Below are 16,415 nucleotides of genomic sequence, written 5' to 3'. Positions count from 1 at the left end.
TTATTCCTCATCAGGTAACACGATTTCGGACCATGGCAAGTCAATGGTACGACCTTCGTCGAGCTGTACTTTTACCATTTTCTTGTTGCGGTTAATTTTAAGGACTTTGCCAAGACCTTCATCAGTAACGACCTCACGGCCGATTCCTGGAGGCTCTACCACTACATGAACAGGTTTTTCCTTCTGCACATATAAGTCGCCGCCCTTAGCGTATAAGTCGTTTTCATAGTTCAAGCAGCACATGAGTCGGCCGCACACGCCGGAAATCTTCGTAGGGTTCAAGCTCAAGTTCTGATCCTTCGCCATGCGAATAGACACAGGCGTAAAATCACCTAAGAATGTGGCGCAGCAAAGCGGACGCCCACAGGCGCCGATACTGTTAATAATCTTCGCTTCATCGCGGACACCGACCTGGCGCAATTCAATACGCGTGCGGAATACAGTAGCCAAATCTTTTACCAAATCACGGAAGTCGATTCGACCGTCTGCAGTGAAGAAGAAAATGATTTTATTCATATCAAATGTATATTCTACATTGATGAGCTTCATAGGCAACTTGCGATTGGCAATCTTTTCCAAACAAATGTCGAAAGCACGTTCTTCGCGCTGCTTATTCTTCTCCACCTGTTTATAATCTTTCGGTGTTGCTTTGCGGATGACGCTCTTAAGCGGCTGTACCACTGTCTCGTCTTCCACCTGACGCGGTGCAATTACCACGTCGCCGTATTCAAGGCCTCGCGCCGTCTCTACGATAACGCCGTCACCTAATGCCAAGGTGGCGCCGCCGGGGGCAAAATAATATATTTTACCAGCTTTTTTAAAACGAATACCTACTATGGTCGTCACTGGTTATCCTCCTTTATGGTCTGTCTCAGTGTAAGTAAAACACCATCCATTACTAAACTTCCTTTTATATATGAACGAAGTGCCTCTTCCGCGCTGAGCGTTTCGCTCTGAACCTTTAACAGGGCGCGGGCACTCCACTTAGGTAAAATCTGCAACATCCTGTCTTTATACATCAGGCATTGCAATACATCATTACCGGCGCCGAAACGCAACGCCATCATATCACGGCTCAACAAACGGATCCAGCCCATAAGCTCTTTTAAAGCCTCCCGATCCAAGGATTCCGTTGCCAGTGAGCCCTTCGTAAAAAAGAACGGCTCCGGCAAGAGTTCCAATAGGTCCATGGCTAATGCCAACATGGGCAAACTGGCCTGTCCCGCAAATTGACGCACCAATCCGGGATTTCCCTGTCCGGCCCCTAAGGCCATCCGTAAATCTCCCGTAATGCCTTCTTTAGCCAGTCCGGCAACGATGGTTTCATCACTGACCGGGCCGAAGGACACTGTCATGCAGCGCGACAATATAGTGGGCAATACATTGGCAATCTGATTGGTAATGATAATAAAATATGTATTACGAGGCGGTTCTTCGATGGTTTTCAACATGGCATTGGCCATGACCGCGTTGGCGGTTTGAAAATCTTCTACAATAACCACTCGATTGTTATCACTGACTTTCGTTAAGTACTGCCCCAACAGCTCATACCACTGTTCCACGCGCAACGTAGACTTCATCGGCCGCAGCCAGAATGCGTCTCCCTTGTCGATATAAATGGGCAGTCCCTGTGCTTCACTGGACTTTTCCGATTCCCCTTCCATAACGCGGGCCTGCCGTATTTTTTCCAAATACGACTTACCATTGTCAAACGAAAAGACCGGTCGTCCTATTAATAAAGAGGCTAAGCCGATGGCTACCTGTAATTTGCCGAGCCCTGCTTCACCGTAAAATAACAGACTGTGAGGCAATGTTTGCCGACTTACCAAATCACTTACATGAGCGATAATCTCTTCTTGTCCTATGACTTGATCAAAATACGACATGCGCCTCTCCTACTGTAAAATAAAAGCGGAATATAACATATTCACACTGTAAAAATAAAGCACTCTATATATAATTCTCACGCTACATATGAACGGAGAATATAAAATAAAAGCAGTATATAACATACTAAATATTATATACCGCAATACTATAAAAATACAACTAATCCACCGCGTTGATTAGGGGTTCAATTGCCTTATATACATCTTCGTGAATCGCTTCAATTGTGCGAATTTGACCGGCTTCATTTACGCAGTCAATGCGATGCCAGTCATAGGTTTTCACCAGTTCATCATAGGCCTGGTGAACACGCACTAAATACTCGTGATTTCCTTCGTGAATATCGCCTGTGGCACCGCCGGTTTTATGCTGACGACCCTTCATGAGCGCCTCGCTCGTAGCCAGTGGCATATCCAGCAAACATACCGCATCGGGACGAGGGAGACCGAACTTATTGAACTCAAAATCATCAAGCCACGCCAGAAAATCGCGGCGTTCCTGCGGATCATCATACTTTACCATCTGATGAATCATATTGGATGTAGTATACCGGTCTGCCAATATAATGCCGCCATCCTTGTAAAACTCTTCCCAATCAGTGCGATAAGATGCAAAGCGATCCACCGCATATAATGTACTGGCTACATAGGGATTTACATCGGACGGTTTCTTGCCGAAATCACCGGCCAGATACATTTTTACAGGCATGGCTGCCGGACTGTCGTAATTGGGAAAACTTACAGTCTTAACTTTATAGCCTTCCTGCTCCAATCGCTCTTTTAAAGCCTTCGTCTGCGTCGCTTTGCCGCTGCCGTCGCCGCCTTCAATAATAATCAATGTGCCCATTATTTAACTCCTCATTCGTGTATTTTACCTACTTCTAATTAAGTATTTCACTTACATATCCCTAATAACGCTTTTCACTTGCAATACTCAATTAAGACTTTGTTCCTAACTGTATATTACGCTGTATCATAAGTATATTACTCTATTATTTTACCATACCTATGCCAGATATTTATTATACTTTAGGAAAAGCTATCATAGAAGCGATCTACTCTTTTTTGGCCTTTTATAGGCAAATCTATTATGGAGAAATCTTTTCTTTTATAGGATAATCTATTCTTTGTGACCTCGATAATTGTCAACAAAATAATGGCGCAATTCTTGACCGCGGCTACTGGATTCCTGAATGCGATCCAATGCTTTGCGCAAGGAATCCTGCAACAGATATTTATGGAAATCGGCCGGATTTACCCACGCAAAGTCGGTGTGTTCATTAGAGAGCACTACATTGCGATCTGTTGCTTTGGCAATAAAAATAACGCCGGTCAAAAACTGCAACTTGCTGCGGCGATAGGACCATAAGCCGGCCACATCTAACAGCTCCACGGCAAGGCCTGTTTCTTCCTTCACTTCCCGCAAGGCCGCATCATGTAAGTCTTCGCCAAATTCTAAACCACCGCCGGGAAATTCCCAAGGTCTCAGGCCTTCTCTATCTTTTTTTTGTAGTAAAAGCACGTCACCTTCATGGAAAATCATGCACTTCACCGACATGCCCATCCGCTGTACCGGCGGACGCCTGTCTGAAAGTGTCCGTGTTTTTCGTTGTTTATTATTGGTTCTTACGAACATACTTGCCTCCCCGCTGAAAAGTATATATAAAAAAGGAGACTATACTCCGTATAGTCTCCTAAAGTTATGCACTATTACTTGCTGTATGCAGCTGCATATTGCATGCCTAGTGTTACATATTTTTCCATTTGACTGATAACATGACGTAACTGATTGTTACTTAATGTTGTCAATTGTTTGCCGCCAGCGGCATAATTAATAATGTGAGAAATCTCGAAACCACTATATCCCAGCACCGATAAGCGGTTCGATAAACTTTTAATCTTGTTCATAATCGAACCTCCTTGTAATTTTATAAACTACAGTGGTTGGGTCAAACCTACTGCCAAAAAGTGGTTGGGTTATTACCACATACCCTTTTCGATTGTAGAGACACTTGTTCAGATTATGACATTCGGGCTATAAGTTCATCCTCCTCAAAATTAACTCTAACAATCTATTACGGATAATAGAGTTATTATATCAATTAATTTCGATTTGGTCAACTCTTTTTATTAATTATTTTCAGTTTGAGTTCAGTTCAAAAATTAAAGTGGTTCCAGCATGGCTGAAACCACTTTTTTATTACACTAAACCCTATCTGGGTCTGCGTTTCGGATTATACAGATTCATACCGCGGTCAATGCCTACTTCCAATGTGCCAAGAACTGCTTTCACCATATCTTTAATGCCGGTTTCCACTTTATCCATCTGTTCTTTCGGGAATGGAGCCAGCACATGATCGATGACAGTCCACTGTGGCAACGGACGGCCGATGCCGAAGCGGAAATGAGGGAACTCATGTGTGCCTATGTGAGCAATGAGGGATTTAATCCCATTATGCCCGCCCGCACTGCCATTTGGACGAATACGCAGTTTGCCGACCGGTAAGTCCATGTCGTCATAAATGCAGTACACATCCTGCGGCGCCACCTTGTAGTAACGCATAAGCGGTCCTACAGACTCACCGCTGTTGTTCATAAAGGTTTGCGGCTTTACGAGCAACACCTTCTCGCCATCCACCTGAATCGTGGAAATTAGTGCGTTAAAATCTTCTTTCCATGGTGTATGGGCTTCTTTGGCGGCAATGGCATCGATGACCATAAATCCTATATTATGTTTTGTTGTTTCATATTCTTTCCCCGGATTACCGAGGCCTACTACTATTTTCAATGTTTCATCCTACTAGGAATGATTATTTGTCGAACAAGTTACTTACCGACACTTCATGGAAAATACGCATGATAGCTTCACCTAATAAAGGCGCTACGGAAAGCGATGTAATATTAGGTAATTTATGTTCTTCCGGTAAGCTGATTGTGTTGGTAATAATCAATTCTTCAATATTGGAATTAGCAATGCGTTCGCAAGCAGGGTCAGTCAATACAGCATGTGTTACACAGGCCATAACGGATTTAGCACCAAATTCTTTAAGGGCTTTCGCACCTTCTACAAGAGATCCTGCTGTATCAACGATATCGTCGATGATGATACAGTTTTTGCCTTCTACATTACCGATTAAGTTCATAACTTTTGCAACGCCCGGTTGAGGACGTTTCTTTTCAATAATCGCGATTGGTGCACCGATGCGGTCAGCCAAATCACGAGCACGTGTAACACCGCCCAAGTCAGGGGATACTACGATTAAATCTTCCATTTTCTTTTCATTGATGTATTTGGCGATAATGGACGCACCAAATAAATGATCCACAGGTACGTTGAAGAAACCTTGAATCTGTCCGGCATGCAAGTCGATAGTTACCAAGCGGGTAATACCGGCAGTCTGCATTAAATCTGCCACTAATTTAGCTGTAATAGGTTCACGACCACGAGTTTTGCGGTCCTGACGGGCATAGCCGTAGTAAGGAACCACTGCTGTAATGTGACGGGCGGACGCACGTTTCAATGCATCGGCCATAACTAACAATTCAACCAGATTGTCATTAACGGGATAACTGGTAGGCTGCACAATAAATACATCCTTACCACGTACACTTTCATCAATCATAATCTGTACTTCGCCATTATTAAAGCGACCTACAAACGCTTCGCCTAAAGGTAAGCCTAAGTAATCACAGATTTCCTTCGCCAGTTCAGGATTTGCATTCCCTGTGAAAATTTTAAGTTTCTTACCATCTTCAAATGCCATGTCTCGATACCCCTTTTGCTTTTGTCAATTAATACTGTTGCTCTTGGCAAACTTCATCAATACCTATTGTATACTATTCCTCATGTGTTATGCAAAATTTTTGTCAAATATTTTTTACATATTATTTATTCTTTTTTCGAACCTGTTACTTATTATATTTACTGAAAAGACAGATGTTTTTCTTGAGCGTCTCGCCCATTTGCAACTTGATTCTATTTCATGTTTTTTCTTAAACCGGTAATTGGTTCTTTTTGTTAAATCTATAATTAGTTCTTTTTTGAATCTGTTATTTGCTCTTTTTCTTAAATGTGTCTTCCGTTACCCAATTTTCTTTTACGATTTGACGGGCACGGCCTACCGCTAAAGATTTAGGCGGTACAGGTTTCGTAATCGTGGATCCGGCGCCTACATAGCTTCCCTTGCCGATGGTTACCGGAGCCACCAAGTTGCTGTTGCAACCTACAAACGCATCGTCTTCAATAATTGTACGGTGTTTCAATTTACCGTCATAGTTTACTGTAATTGTACCACAGCCGATATTTACACCGGATCCTACATCGCTGTCGCCAATATAGGATAAATGAGGGAATTTAGTACCTTCCCCAACATTACTGTTTTTCACTTCCACAAAGTTGCCGATGTGAACGCGATCACCGATTACTGTATTCGGACGTAAGTGTACGTATGGTCCAATATCCGTGTTGTTTTTCACTTCGCAATCATGTGCATAGGTGAAATGGATATAGTTGCCATCGCCTACAATTACATTGGTAAAACGTGTGTGCGGTCCGATTTCACAGGCTTCGCCGATTACAGTCTTACCTTCCAGGATAGTGCCCGGATAAATAACCGTATCACTGCCGATCGTTACATCGGTTCCGATGTACGTATTCGCCGGATCAATGATGGTTACACCCTGGTCCATCCAATGTCTGTTAGTACGTTCACGTAAAATTCGTTCCGCTTCAGCCAACTGCGCGCGGGAGTTAACGCCCAAGGATTCTTCCATGTGAGCCAACATGGAGGCGCTCACACGTTCCCCTTTATTTACTAAAATACTTACCACATCAGTAATATACAATTCGCCTTGCGCATTATCGTCAGATAATTCTTCTAAACAAGGCCAAAGTTTTTGGCTGTCAAAAGCGTACATACCGGTGTTAATTTCCTGAACAGCCAACTCTTCAGGAGATCCGTCTTTCTGTTCTACAATGCGAAGCACTTTGCCGCTTGCTTCATCGCGAATAATGCGGCCGTATCCTGTCGGATTGTCTAAATGTGCGGTCAATACAGTAGCCGCCGCTCCGGTTGCTTCATGTTCCTGTACCAAAGATTCTAAAGATTCTTTAGTAACTAATGGTGTGTCGCCGCAAAGCAACAAGATGGTTCCTTCATAAGAACCCAATAAAGGTTTAGCCTGCTTAACTGCATGACCCGTACCGTTCTGTTCAGCCTGAGTTACAAATTCAGCTGTATCCCCTAAATACTCTCTCACAGCTTCTCCGCCGAATCCGACGATAACTACATTGCGCTCTGTGCCCAGTTCTTTAACTGTGTTCAACACGCGCTCCACCATCGGTTTGCCGCCTACTTTGTGCAATACCTTAGGCAACTTGGACTTCATACGTGTGCCTTTGCCGGCAGCTAATATTAATGATGTAATTGGTTTCATGCTATTTTGTCTCCTCATCAGGCATAAAATAAATAGGCTCTATATCGATACTTCGCGTTTGTTCATCTACCTTGTTAAGTCGTAATAAAGCCTCATAATCATCTACGACTTTCGGATTTGGCAAGGCCGTTGCCACCAGTACACCTGTACCGACTACAACGCCGCCCATTTCCTGAACAAGCTCCTTCATGCCATGAGCCGTTCCGCCCGCTTTCATAAAGTCATCAATCAGAAGGACTCTTGCCTTCGGCGGAATCGCCCGTTTGGTGAGCGACATGGTCTGAATACGCCGGGATGAACCGGTTACATAGTTGATGCTGATAGACGAACCTTCCGTTACCTTACTGTCGCGCCGTGCGATGACAAGGGGCTTGTTAAAAGCTCGTGCCACCATGACCGCCAAGGGAATCCCTTTTGTTTCTACGGTCATAATATAATCAGGGTTACGCTCGGCAAAACGAGTCATAAATATTTCACCCAGACGACTTGTAATATGCCAATCATATAAAATGTCGGACATATATAAAAAACCGCCCGCAATTACACGATCCGCTTCTTGTAAGCGACTTTGTACATCTTTTAATACGGCTAAGGCCCGCTCGCCTTTGCGATACGGAATAAAACGAACACCGCCGGCCACACCGGCCACAGTTTCAACGGTGCCCAAAGAAAAACGCTGCAGTGAATCCTTTACACAGGTAATATCTTCACTTAAAGTTGATTTAGCAATATTAAAAAAATCACAAAAATAGCGCAAGGAAATTAGTTCCTGTGGAGAATCTACTAACAGTTTAGTCAGCGCTACCATGCGCTCAACTCGCCGCACCTTTTCCAAAGTAACCCTCCTCATACAAAAAAATAGCGTTGCCATCACGGACAACATTACCTCTACTCTTTTAGAATACCACAAAAAGTGAATTAAATACACACCTTAAGAGTAAAAATGCCAACGTTCCGATGGATTTTTTTTAAACGTTCACATTCAAAAGAGGTACAAAAAAACCTCTGACAAAGCCAAAGGTTTTTTGCTGCATTTTAGATGTTAACCAATGTATAAAAAATACTCTTATTATAACTCTAAAACTAATATTTAATTTAAAATGTATACCATAACTGTTTGTCGACCATAATTGATAGCCTCACCATGTGAGTCCATCGCCAGATCGATACGGTTGCCTACGATGGCTCCACCGATATCATCCGCCACAGCATAGCCGTAGCCCTCTACATACACGGCAGTCCCAAGCGGTATTACGTCCGGGTCTACCGATACGTAGCCTCGTTTTAGTAAATTACCTCGTGCCGTATACGCCGAATTGCCCGGATCATCTGCCGAGTAAGCGCTGGCATTCATGGAGATTGCTTTCTTGTACTCTGTAGGGATTCCTCGCTCTTTAGCGAGTAAATTCATGGTCTTCTGGTCTGCTTCTCCTGTCGGTGTCAATCCGTTAGCCTGTTGGAAACGTTTTAATGCATCCGCTGTGCCCTGACCGAAAATACCGTCAACTGAACCTGGAGAAAAACCGCTGCTTGCAAGACGAACCTGCAAATCAGAAACGGTACGACCGCGATCGCCGAAGCGGGATACTTCTACCTTACTTCTTACGTTACGCGACTGTTGCGACACATCACGGGATTGCTGCGAAGCAGCTTGTGATGGTTGCGATACTTCAAAGTGTTTATTATTCTCTTTGATTGCGCTTAGTGTTTTACTGTCCACCTTCCCTGTAATAGGAAGATTCTTCTGCTTTTGGAAAATACGCACTGCATATTCCGTATTATTGCCGAAAACACCGTCAGCCTTGTCCACTAAATACCCTTGCGTTACCAACATACGCTGGACATATTGAACTTCACTGCCACGATCACCACGCCCCACATCAGCCCATACTACTGAAGTACACGCTATGAGAAGTGTAAAGAGAACCGTTAGGATTCTAAGCTTTCTCAATATTTCCACCTCATATCTAAATGCATTATTATTTTACAGCATTTTGGGATGTTTGTCAAAAATACGCTACTTTTAGCAGCTCGATTCACCACTTTTATCAAAAAAATGCACCCTATTTCCCACTTGTGTAAAACTGAAGAAAATCTATAGAAAGTTATTTAAAATTTTGTTAAAGTTTAGGAAGAAAACAGCAAAACTCCCTCATACACCGCGATTCCTGCTACATCCTTGAATTTTGCATGCAACAACTTTTAACAAAAATCTCTTGTAAATACACAACCGGCATTACAAAAACTTTTCCACACAAAAAAATGCTTCCTACTTGACAAAATCGTCAGTAGGAAGCATTTAATTTGCTGATTACTCGTGTTCAATCGCTGATACGTCTTCTGTAAAGTAACGAAGAACGATATAACCGAGAATACCGGAAATGATGGATCCAAGGAAGATACCCACTTTAGCCATTTCCTGTTCATGACCTGCAGGGAATGCAAGCATATTTACGAATAAGCTCATGGTGAAACCGATACCACAACAAAGTGCTATGCCGTATACATGCGCCCAGGAAGCATGTGTTGGCATAGGTACCACTTTCATTTTTACCAAAAGGAACATGATACCGAAAATACCGATTTGTTTACCGAAGAACAGGCCTAATGTTACGCCCAATACAATCGGGTTCGAAAAGTCTGCCAATGTGATATGTGCAAAGGAAACGCCCGCATTAACAAAACCGAAAATTGGAATAATCAGGAATATAATCCAATTGTGTAATGCGATGATCCAGTTGTTAACCGGTGTAATTTCATGGCCGTTACGCATTACTTTGTAAGGAATGGTCATAGCCAAGATAACACCTGCCAATGTGGCGTGCAAGCCGGACTGGAAGATACAGAACCATAAACCGATACCAAGAATTATGTAAGGGAATGGATTGATAACATTTTTCTTATTCATAATAACCAATACTATGATAAAGAGTAATGCAATCCCCATATACATAAACTGCAAACTTTCTGTATATACAGCGGCAATAATAATAACTGCTATTAAGTCATCTACAACCGCCAATGTTGTCATAAATACTTTCAACGCAATTGGAACGCGAGGTCCAATCAATGATACAATCCCTATGGCGAAGGCAATATCAGTTGCTGTAGGAATTGCCCATCCTCTCAAATGAGTCGGTTCATGTAAGTTAAACAGTGTGAAAATAATAGCCGGCCCCAACACGCCGAACAAAGCACCGATACTTGGTAAGAATCGCTTTGCATTCGTGTTAAGCTCGCCATCAATCATTTCATGCTTAACTTCCAGGCCTACCCCCAAGAAGAAGATTACCATCAATACATCATTAACCCAAAGTTCTACGGACAACGGGCCTAAAGGCATTTTCAGGAAATCAAAATATTGTTGTGCCTCCGGCGAGTTTGCCATAAACACCCCGAATGCAGCTGCCAATAAGAGCAGCACACCGCCTGCCGATGCGGATCGAATAAACGCTTTAAACCACCTAGTCATAATACCCCTCTTCTTTCTATTCTAATTTTAAATTGTCTCATAGTTCACCATACACCCAACAACATCGAATAATACAAGCTAAAACACTAAGAGGGCTATTTACTATAAATTCAATATATATACTTTGTATATACCCTCGTACAGTATACTCTCTATTATAAGCTATTATTAAATATATAACAAAGATAATAAGCCAATTTAATTTAGTATCAAGTCTTTTATACACCTACTTATTAATCCTGAGTTATAAATAGACTTCTATAAAAAACTTAACGTAAATTATTATATCACCTTTGTTTTCTAAAAAAAACTATTAATTGTGCATACTAAAAATACATTTGTTTAATGACAAAGTTTTTACCCTTATATATATGTATTATATTAGAGCCATTTTAGAAATATAGTTGCCATTTAAAAATTAGTCCTCATGGAGGTAAAAATAAAAGCCGCACATCGTGCGGCTTTAGCTTGGTGACCCAGGAGAGATTCGAACTCCCGACCTTTTGATTCGTAGTCAAACGCTCTATCCAGCTGAGCTACTGAGTCATATTAAGATATTAAGTTAAATGGTATGTGATAAAATGGTGACCCAGGAGAGATTCGAACTCCCGACCTTTTGATTCGTAGTCAAACGCTCTATCCAGCTGAGCTACTGAGTCATCGTAAGCACTCAATTATATTACCATAATCTTTAGTGCATTGCAAGTGCAATTTTACTCACATTTTACATAGAATGAGCGACCGAAACGGTCGCTGTTCTATATAATGGCAGGGGCAGTAGGACTTGAACCCACAACCAACGGTTTTGGAGACCGCTACTCTACCAATTGAGCTATACCCCTATGTATCGAAACAAGTCAGACTTGATACTAGAATATATTAACAAATATACTTTCATTTGTCAAACCTTTATTTTACAAATGGAGAAATTTTTACGTTCTTTTTTACATAGTAACATTAGACACTTATAAGATCAATGAACAGGAAAAGCCGACTCCCCTATAGGAAGCCGGCTTTTGTTGAAGCGAGTTATACTTCGCCTTTACATTTGTAATTTGTAATTCTTTAAACATTATAGGGTAACTGCTTCGTAGATTTTACTCTTTTAGAAATCTTAGACTTTTTAGATCTTACTCTTTATGCATTATGTACTTTACCCATTAATAGACGGCTAATAACAAACGCAGCTATTGTTTCTGCAACACCCAAACCCAAGGAGAGCCAGATTGCGTTTTGTATGCCGCTGTAAAGCAATGTGCTTAGGAATACATTCAAGATTGCGAAGTACGCTACACTTGTCAGAGTATATGACAATGAGTAGTTCGCCAATACAGGGCTTTCGAAGTCCGGATCACAGATACGAAGCAAGAGAATCCCTGTTAGGAATACGCCGGTAGACATACCCATGGTAGCAATCATGTGTTCGAACCAGTAGTCTTTTAACCAGGCTTTACATGTAAACCATAAGAAGCCGATTGTCAGTACGTAGCCTAATAAACACATGAACAAGATTGGCACGAAGTAAGTCATTACCGCTTTAATAGGCATACTGCCGATAGCAGCTACTACGGCAAACTCTGTTAAGGAACCGGAAATTTTACTTTTTACTTTACCGTCAACTAAGTAGTCGATTTTTAATTTTAAAATGGCCCACCAAACGATAAACATAACGATGATGCAGTAAGCCCAGATGGAAATATCTTTAAGAACAGGAACTTTAGCGCCTTTAATAACCGCTAACAACCAATAAGATACGGCGCATACGCCAAAGATGATGGCACAATGGAATGCGTAAGCATCGATAGACGATGACATAGTTGTTTCACGACCCATGGAAGGTTGTTTGGAAACGTCTTTAATGTACCCTACTTTAAAGCTTTCAGGAATATCACCAGGTTTTTTCAAAATACTGGTTTGTCCACGACGAGCGGCGATGTTAATTAAAATCATACCGAGAATAATGCCGCCTACTAAGCCGAAAGTAGCTGTTGTGATCGCTACACCTTGGGCTACATGCCAGAACGGCAAGTTCATGCCCTGTAACATATTCCCCAATAAGCCGGCCGTTCCGTGACCGCCTACATAGCCAAGGCCCAATTCCCAACCGAATGTAGGATAGAAATCGTAAGATCCGTCAAATAAAACTTGTGTAACGAAACCTAATGTAAATTGAAGCATCCCGATGGCACTGCCGATTAAAGCTAATGGCATAACGTTCTTTAATGTTTTACCACTCGACGTAATTTTAAGTCCCAACGGTACCGATGCTACTACAGGTACAATTAAAATGCCGGGAATGAGTGAATAGAACTTAATCCAATCAGCAGGCAATGGAATCCAGTTTAAACCTACCGGGCCGAATATTAATAAAATAAATCCCCCAATGACCGAGGCCGGTATAAATGTTTGTTGCAATACCCTAACTTTCGCACGAATAAAAGTGCCCAGCAGCAGGAACATACTTAGGACGCCTAAGGCAAACAGCATATCCGCCATCATTTTACTGGTCATACCAATCTCTCCTTTCTAAATACCCTTTACTTTCCAAAACTCTCTACTACATGTAACAATGTCTATCTCCACCAAAGATATTTTCTCAATATTGTCACATAACGTTCTTATTCATATCATATCATTCTATAGAATAAAAATATATACAAAAAAATACTTTCTTATTCATGAGAAAGCAAATTTTAAAATTATTAGGAAATTTCATCATAATTTGTAACATATAATTGCATATACCAATAAATAAAAGATACTTCGATAAAATCTCCTATCTAAGCTATATTCTCTTACAAATTGTCTAAAATTGACCTAATTTATATGTACCCTATTAAATTCCTTCTTGCAATAAATTTTATTTTTCATATAATAAGACTATAGAAAGTATAATTATGAATAATTAAATTATACCTGTATTCTCATAATTTGCAAATGTTTTATTTGCATAAATGAGATTTTTAGTACAGAGTATAGAAATACTCTGTATTTGCCGTATTTTATCGGTCGTTCTTTATTTTACATCGCAGGGAGGCCCAACTATGTTCAACATAAAAGATGCTATCCAAACAGAATTTCCTCAAGTTGTAGAATGGTACCAACATTTGCACCAATATCCTGAACCTTCGTTCCAGGAATTTGAAACTACAGAGTTTATTAAAGCTCGACTTACCGAAATGGGCGGCTATACAATTTCTCAGATTACACCAACCGGTTTAATTGCCGAAATTAAAGGCGCTCAACCGGGCAATACGATTGCTCTTCGCGCAGATATTGACTGTCTTCGCATGCAAGAATTAGGAGATTTTGAATTTGCTTCCAAAAAAGAAGGATTCATGCATGGTTGTGGTCATGATGCTCACACAGTAATGTTACTTGGTGTGGCTGCGATTCTTAGCAAATACCAAGATCAGTTGCAAGGTACCTATCGCCTACTCTTCCAACCTGGCGAAGAAGAATTCCCTGGCGGTGCTATTGAATACATCAAGGGTAGCGCTTTAGAAGGTGTTGATTATATTTTAGGACAACACGTTATGCCAACCATTCCTACCGGTCAAATCGGTGTTCGCGACGGTGCTATGATGGCTGCATCCGACCGCTTTACGGCTAAAATCCAAGGTAGTGGTGGACATGCATCTCAACCACATTTAGCAGTGGATCCTGTAGCTATCGGTGCTGAAGTTGTTGCTAATCTGCAACACATCGTTTCTCGCGAAATCGATCCATTAGATCAGCTCGTAGTCAGCGTTACTCAATTCCACGCCGGTTCCAGTGCTGTTAACGTAATTCCGGGCACTGCAGAATTAGGTGGCTCCGTGCGCAGCTTCAGCGAACATGCCCGTTCCTATGCAGCGAAACGAATTGAAGAAATTATTAAGAGTATTGCCGCTACCCATCGTGCTACTGCTGAAGTAAACTACGTTTACGGCTACGATGCTACAATCAATAATGCAGAAGTTGCCAAAACAATTCGAGAAATCATTGAAACGGAATTCGGTGCTAATGCACTGCCTACGATTGAACCATTGATGGGCGCAGAAGACTTCTCCCGCTACTTACGCGTTGTACCGGGCTGCTTCTTCTTCCTGGGCATGCGTAACGAAGAAAAAGGCTTTGTTCACCCTATCCACCACGGCTGCTTCCGCGTAGATATTAATGCACTTCCAATCGGTATGGAAGTAATGCTCCGCGGTGCTGTAAAATTAGCCGCTAAATAATACTAGTTCTAATCACTAATATCATGTATTATTTCAAATGAGTATTTTGTATTAAATTCTGATTAGTTTTATAAGGAGTCGTACATGTCTAATTCAGCTGAAACTATTAAGGCATGCACAGCGCCTGAACCAAGTTCGGCGCCTATTGATATTGCTTTAACCAAGAAAAATCTTGAATTTAATAACTTCGTAGTTCATTATTTTGAAACTTCACAGGAAGCAGTCGATTACCTGTCATCTCGTATTACAGGTAAAACTGTAGCTTTAGGTGACTCAAGAACACTTTTAGCTCTTAATATGTATGAAGTTCTTAAGAAAAATAATCCTAAAGTTACCGACATAAACCAACCTTTACCTGGTGAAAACTTCCGTGATACCGCCCTTCGCACCATGCAGCATGATGTATTTTTAACATCCGTCAATGCCCTAAGCCAGACCGGTGAATTGGTGAACATTGACGGCACCGGTAACCGCGTGGCCTGTTCCCTATTCGGTTCAGACGAAGTATTCTTTGTCTTGGGCATCAATAAAATAACCCCTGATTTAGCTTCTGCTATACATCGGGCACGAAACGTTGCTGCTCCACTCAATGCGAAGAAAAACAAAAAAGATTCAAAAACACCATGCGTAATTAAGGAAGATAAATGCTATAACTGCGCTTCCCAAGATCGTATTTGCAATGCGTTGACTATCTATTACAAGAAAATGCGGAACATGAGCACCATGGAAGTTATTATAATTAATGAGGAACTTGGGTTTTAGAATTGGATATGAAGAAAGACACACCTGTGGGTGTGTCTTTTTTTGTTGGTATTCGCGCGTCGCTTCGAAGCCCCTGAGTCCATAGAAGTTTTCCTGTTCGGTCTCTGAGGATTCTTCTGCGAAGAATCTTACGAGCCGAACTAAAAGACTCACTACGATTTATGCGTCCTTACAGTCCTTTAAATCGTGTTCGCTATTTACCGGAGCCGCTTATTCTACTATAAACAGACTACTCTACTTCTACTGAGTTGGCTGGAAGCAGCCCTAACGAGATACTTTGTATCTCGTGAAGGCTAGGAAGTGTTGTCTGTCAGCAACTTCCTGCTCAGTGGCTGTGGATTTCGCTACGCGAAATCTTACGCCATGAGCTAAAAGACTCACAATGCTTTATGCGTCACTCCGTTCCTTTAAAGCATGTTCGCTATTTATCCCTGGCCACTATTGTGCTTTTCCATTATTGTCACATCCTGGTAAGTTGGCTGGAAGCAGCCTGACGAGATACGGAGTAGCTCGTCAATAAAAGAAAAAGGTCATACCCATTCGGGTATGACCTTTTCTTTTAATTAATCAGCAACTTCCTATCCTTCCGGGCCGCTTCCAGCCAAGTACTTTCGGCGTTTACGAGCTTAACTACTGTGT

General features: G+C 41.7%; 14 protein-coding genes and 3 tRNA genes. 2 read left to right on the top strand and 15 right to left on the bottom strand.

Features of this window, described 5'->3' with window-relative positions; genetic code table 11:
* The 15 genes from KHZ77_RS00085 to KHZ77_RS00015 all read right to left on the bottom strand — a co-directional run bounded on the left by KHZ77_RS00085 (position 1) and on the right by KHZ77_RS00015 (position 13,305).
* Positions 1 to 846: a stage 0 sporulation family protein gene (locus KHZ77_RS00085; protein WP_295194435.1), complete on the bottom strand. Its 846-nt coding sequence runs from the start codon at positions 844 to 846 to the stop codon at positions 1 to 3.
* Complete coding sequence (locus tag KHZ77_RS00080) at positions 843 to 1,886, bottom strand: DNA polymerase III subunit delta' (protein WP_295194434.1); 1,044 nt, start codon at positions 1,884 to 1,886, stop codon at positions 843 to 845. The genes KHZ77_RS00085 and KHZ77_RS00080 overlap by 4 nt, the downstream gene beginning before the upstream one ends.
* A 163-nt stretch (positions 1,887 to 2,049) precedes the next feature.
* A complete protein-coding gene (locus KHZ77_RS00075; RefSeq protein ID WP_295194433.1) occupies positions 2,050 to 2,733 on the bottom strand; it encodes a thymidylate kinase in 684 nt (227 codons plus the stop codon).
* Positions 2,734 to 3,006: 273 nt separating this feature from the next.
* Entirely contained in the window at positions 3,007 to 3,522 is a 516-nt protein-coding gene (locus tag KHZ77_RS00070) for an NUDIX hydrolase (RefSeq protein ID WP_295194431.1), read from the bottom strand.
* Between the two features lie 74 nt (positions 3,523 to 3,596).
* On the bottom strand, positions 3,597 to 3,794 hold the full coding sequence (locus KHZ77_RS00065) for a hypothetical protein (protein ID WP_295194430.1): 198 nt from the start codon (positions 3,792 to 3,794) through the stop codon (positions 3,597 to 3,599).
* Positions 3,795 to 4,098: 304 nt separating this feature from the next.
* Complete coding sequence (pth, locus tag KHZ77_RS00060) at positions 4,099 to 4,674, bottom strand: aminoacyl-tRNA hydrolase (RefSeq protein WP_295194428.1); 576 nt, start codon at positions 4,672 to 4,674, stop codon at positions 4,099 to 4,101.
* Positions 4,675 to 4,696: 22 nt separating this feature from the next.
* Positions 4,697 to 5,650, bottom strand: a complete 954-nt coding sequence (locus KHZ77_RS00055; protein ID WP_295194426.1) for a ribose-phosphate pyrophosphokinase — start codon at positions 5,648 to 5,650, stop codon at positions 4,697 to 4,699.
* Between the two features lie 286 nt (positions 5,651 to 5,936).
* Positions 5,937 to 7,322: a bifunctional UDP-N-acetylglucosamine diphosphorylase/glucosamine-1-phosphate N-acetyltransferase GlmU gene (gene glmU, locus KHZ77_RS00050; RefSeq protein ID WP_295194424.1), complete on the bottom strand. Its 1,386-nt coding sequence runs from the start codon at positions 7,320 to 7,322 to the stop codon at positions 5,937 to 5,939.
* A gap of 1 nt (position 7,323) precedes the next feature.
* Positions 7,324 to 8,157: a pur operon repressor gene (gene purR, locus KHZ77_RS00045; protein WP_295194422.1), complete on the bottom strand. Its 834-nt coding sequence runs from the start codon at positions 8,155 to 8,157 to the stop codon at positions 7,324 to 7,326.
* Positions 8,158 to 8,412: 255 nt separating this feature from the next.
* Complete coding sequence (locus KHZ77_RS00040; protein ID WP_295194420.1) at positions 8,413 to 9,273, bottom strand: peptidoglycan-binding protein; 861 nt, start codon at positions 9,271 to 9,273, stop codon at positions 8,413 to 8,415.
* Positions 9,274 to 9,633: 360 nt separating this feature from the next.
* Positions 9,634 to 10,794 carry a Na+/H+ antiporter NhaA gene (gene nhaA / locus KHZ77_RS00035; protein ID WP_295194418.1) on the bottom strand — a complete coding sequence of 387 codons (1,161 nt, stop codon included), beginning with the start codon at positions 10,792 to 10,794 and terminating at the stop codon, positions 9,634 to 9,636.
* A gap of 469 nt (positions 10,795 to 11,263) precedes the next feature.
* Positions 11,264 to 11,340: transfer RNA gene (locus tag KHZ77_RS00030), tRNA-Arg, on the bottom strand.
* A gap of 36 nt (positions 11,341 to 11,376) precedes the next feature.
* Positions 11,377 to 11,453: transfer RNA gene (locus tag KHZ77_RS00025), tRNA-Arg, on the bottom strand.
* A gap of 107 nt (positions 11,454 to 11,560) precedes the next feature.
* Positions 11,561 to 11,636: transfer RNA gene (locus tag KHZ77_RS00020), tRNA-Trp, on the bottom strand.
* 295 nt (positions 11,637 to 11,931) lie between these two features.
* Positions 11,932 to 13,305, bottom strand: coding sequence for a sodium/glutamate symporter (locus KHZ77_RS00015; RefSeq protein WP_295194416.1), 1,374 nt, complete (start codon positions 13,303 to 13,305; stop codon positions 11,932 to 11,934).
* A 533-nt stretch (positions 13,306 to 13,838) separates the two neighbouring features.
* Here KHZ77_RS00015 and KHZ77_RS00010 point away from each other — a divergent pair.
* Positions 13,839 to 15,014, top strand: coding sequence for a M20 family metallopeptidase (locus tag KHZ77_RS00010; RefSeq protein WP_295194413.1), 1,176 nt, complete (start codon positions 13,839 to 13,841; stop codon positions 15,012 to 15,014).
* 84 nt (positions 15,015 to 15,098) lie between these two features.
* Positions 15,099 to 15,776 (top strand): lactate utilization protein, encoded by a 678-nt coding sequence (locus KHZ77_RS00005; protein WP_295194410.1) that lies wholly within the window; start codon positions 15,099 to 15,101, stop codon positions 15,774 to 15,776.
* The last annotated feature ends 639 nt before the right edge of the window (positions 15,777 to 16,415 follow it).

This window comes from Veillonella sp. (assembly GCF_018364065.1).
Lineage (GTDB): Bacteria > Bacillota > Negativicutes > Veillonellales > Veillonellaceae > Veillonella_A.
This window is presented reverse-complemented; position numbering and strand designations above follow the sequence as displayed.

Bases quoted from the DNA above. Each gene is read 5' to 3' on its own strand.
- KHZ77_RS00080 (WP_295194434.1), bottom strand. From the start codon at position 1,886: ATGTCGTATTTTGATCAAGTCATAGGACAAGAAGAGATTATCGCTCAT.
- KHZ77_RS00075 (WP_295194433.1), bottom strand. From the start codon at position 2,733: ATGGGCACATTGATTATTATTGAAGGCGGCGACGGCAGCGGCAAAGCG.
- KHZ77_RS00070 (WP_295194431.1), bottom strand. From the start codon at position 3,522: ATGTTCGTAAGAACCAATAATAAACAACGAAAAACACGGACACTTTCA.
- KHZ77_RS00065 (WP_295194430.1), bottom strand. From the start codon at position 3,794: ATGAACAAGATTAAAAGTTTATCGAACCGCTTATCGGTGCTGGGATAT.
- KHZ77_RS00055 (WP_295194426.1), bottom strand. From the start codon at position 5,650: ATGGCATTTGAAGATGGTAAGAAACTTAAAATTTTCACAGGGAATGCA.
- glmU (WP_295194424.1), bottom strand. From the start codon at position 7,322: ATGAAACCAATTACATCATTAATATTAGCTGCCGGCAAAGGCACACGT.
- nhaA (WP_295194418.1), bottom strand. From the start codon at position 10,794: ATGACTAGGTGGTTTAAAGCGTTTATTCGATCCGCATCGGCAGGCGGT.
- KHZ77_RS00015 (WP_295194416.1), bottom strand. From the start codon at position 13,305: ATGACCAGTAAAATGATGGCGGATATGCTGTTTGCCTTAGGCGTCCTA.
- KHZ77_RS00010 (WP_295194413.1), top strand. From the start codon at position 13,839: ATGTTCAACATAAAAGATGCTATCCAAACAGAATTTCCTCAAGTTGTA.
- KHZ77_RS00005 (WP_295194410.1), top strand. From the start codon at position 15,099: ATGTCTAATTCAGCTGAAACTATTAAGGCATGCACAGCGCCTGAACCA.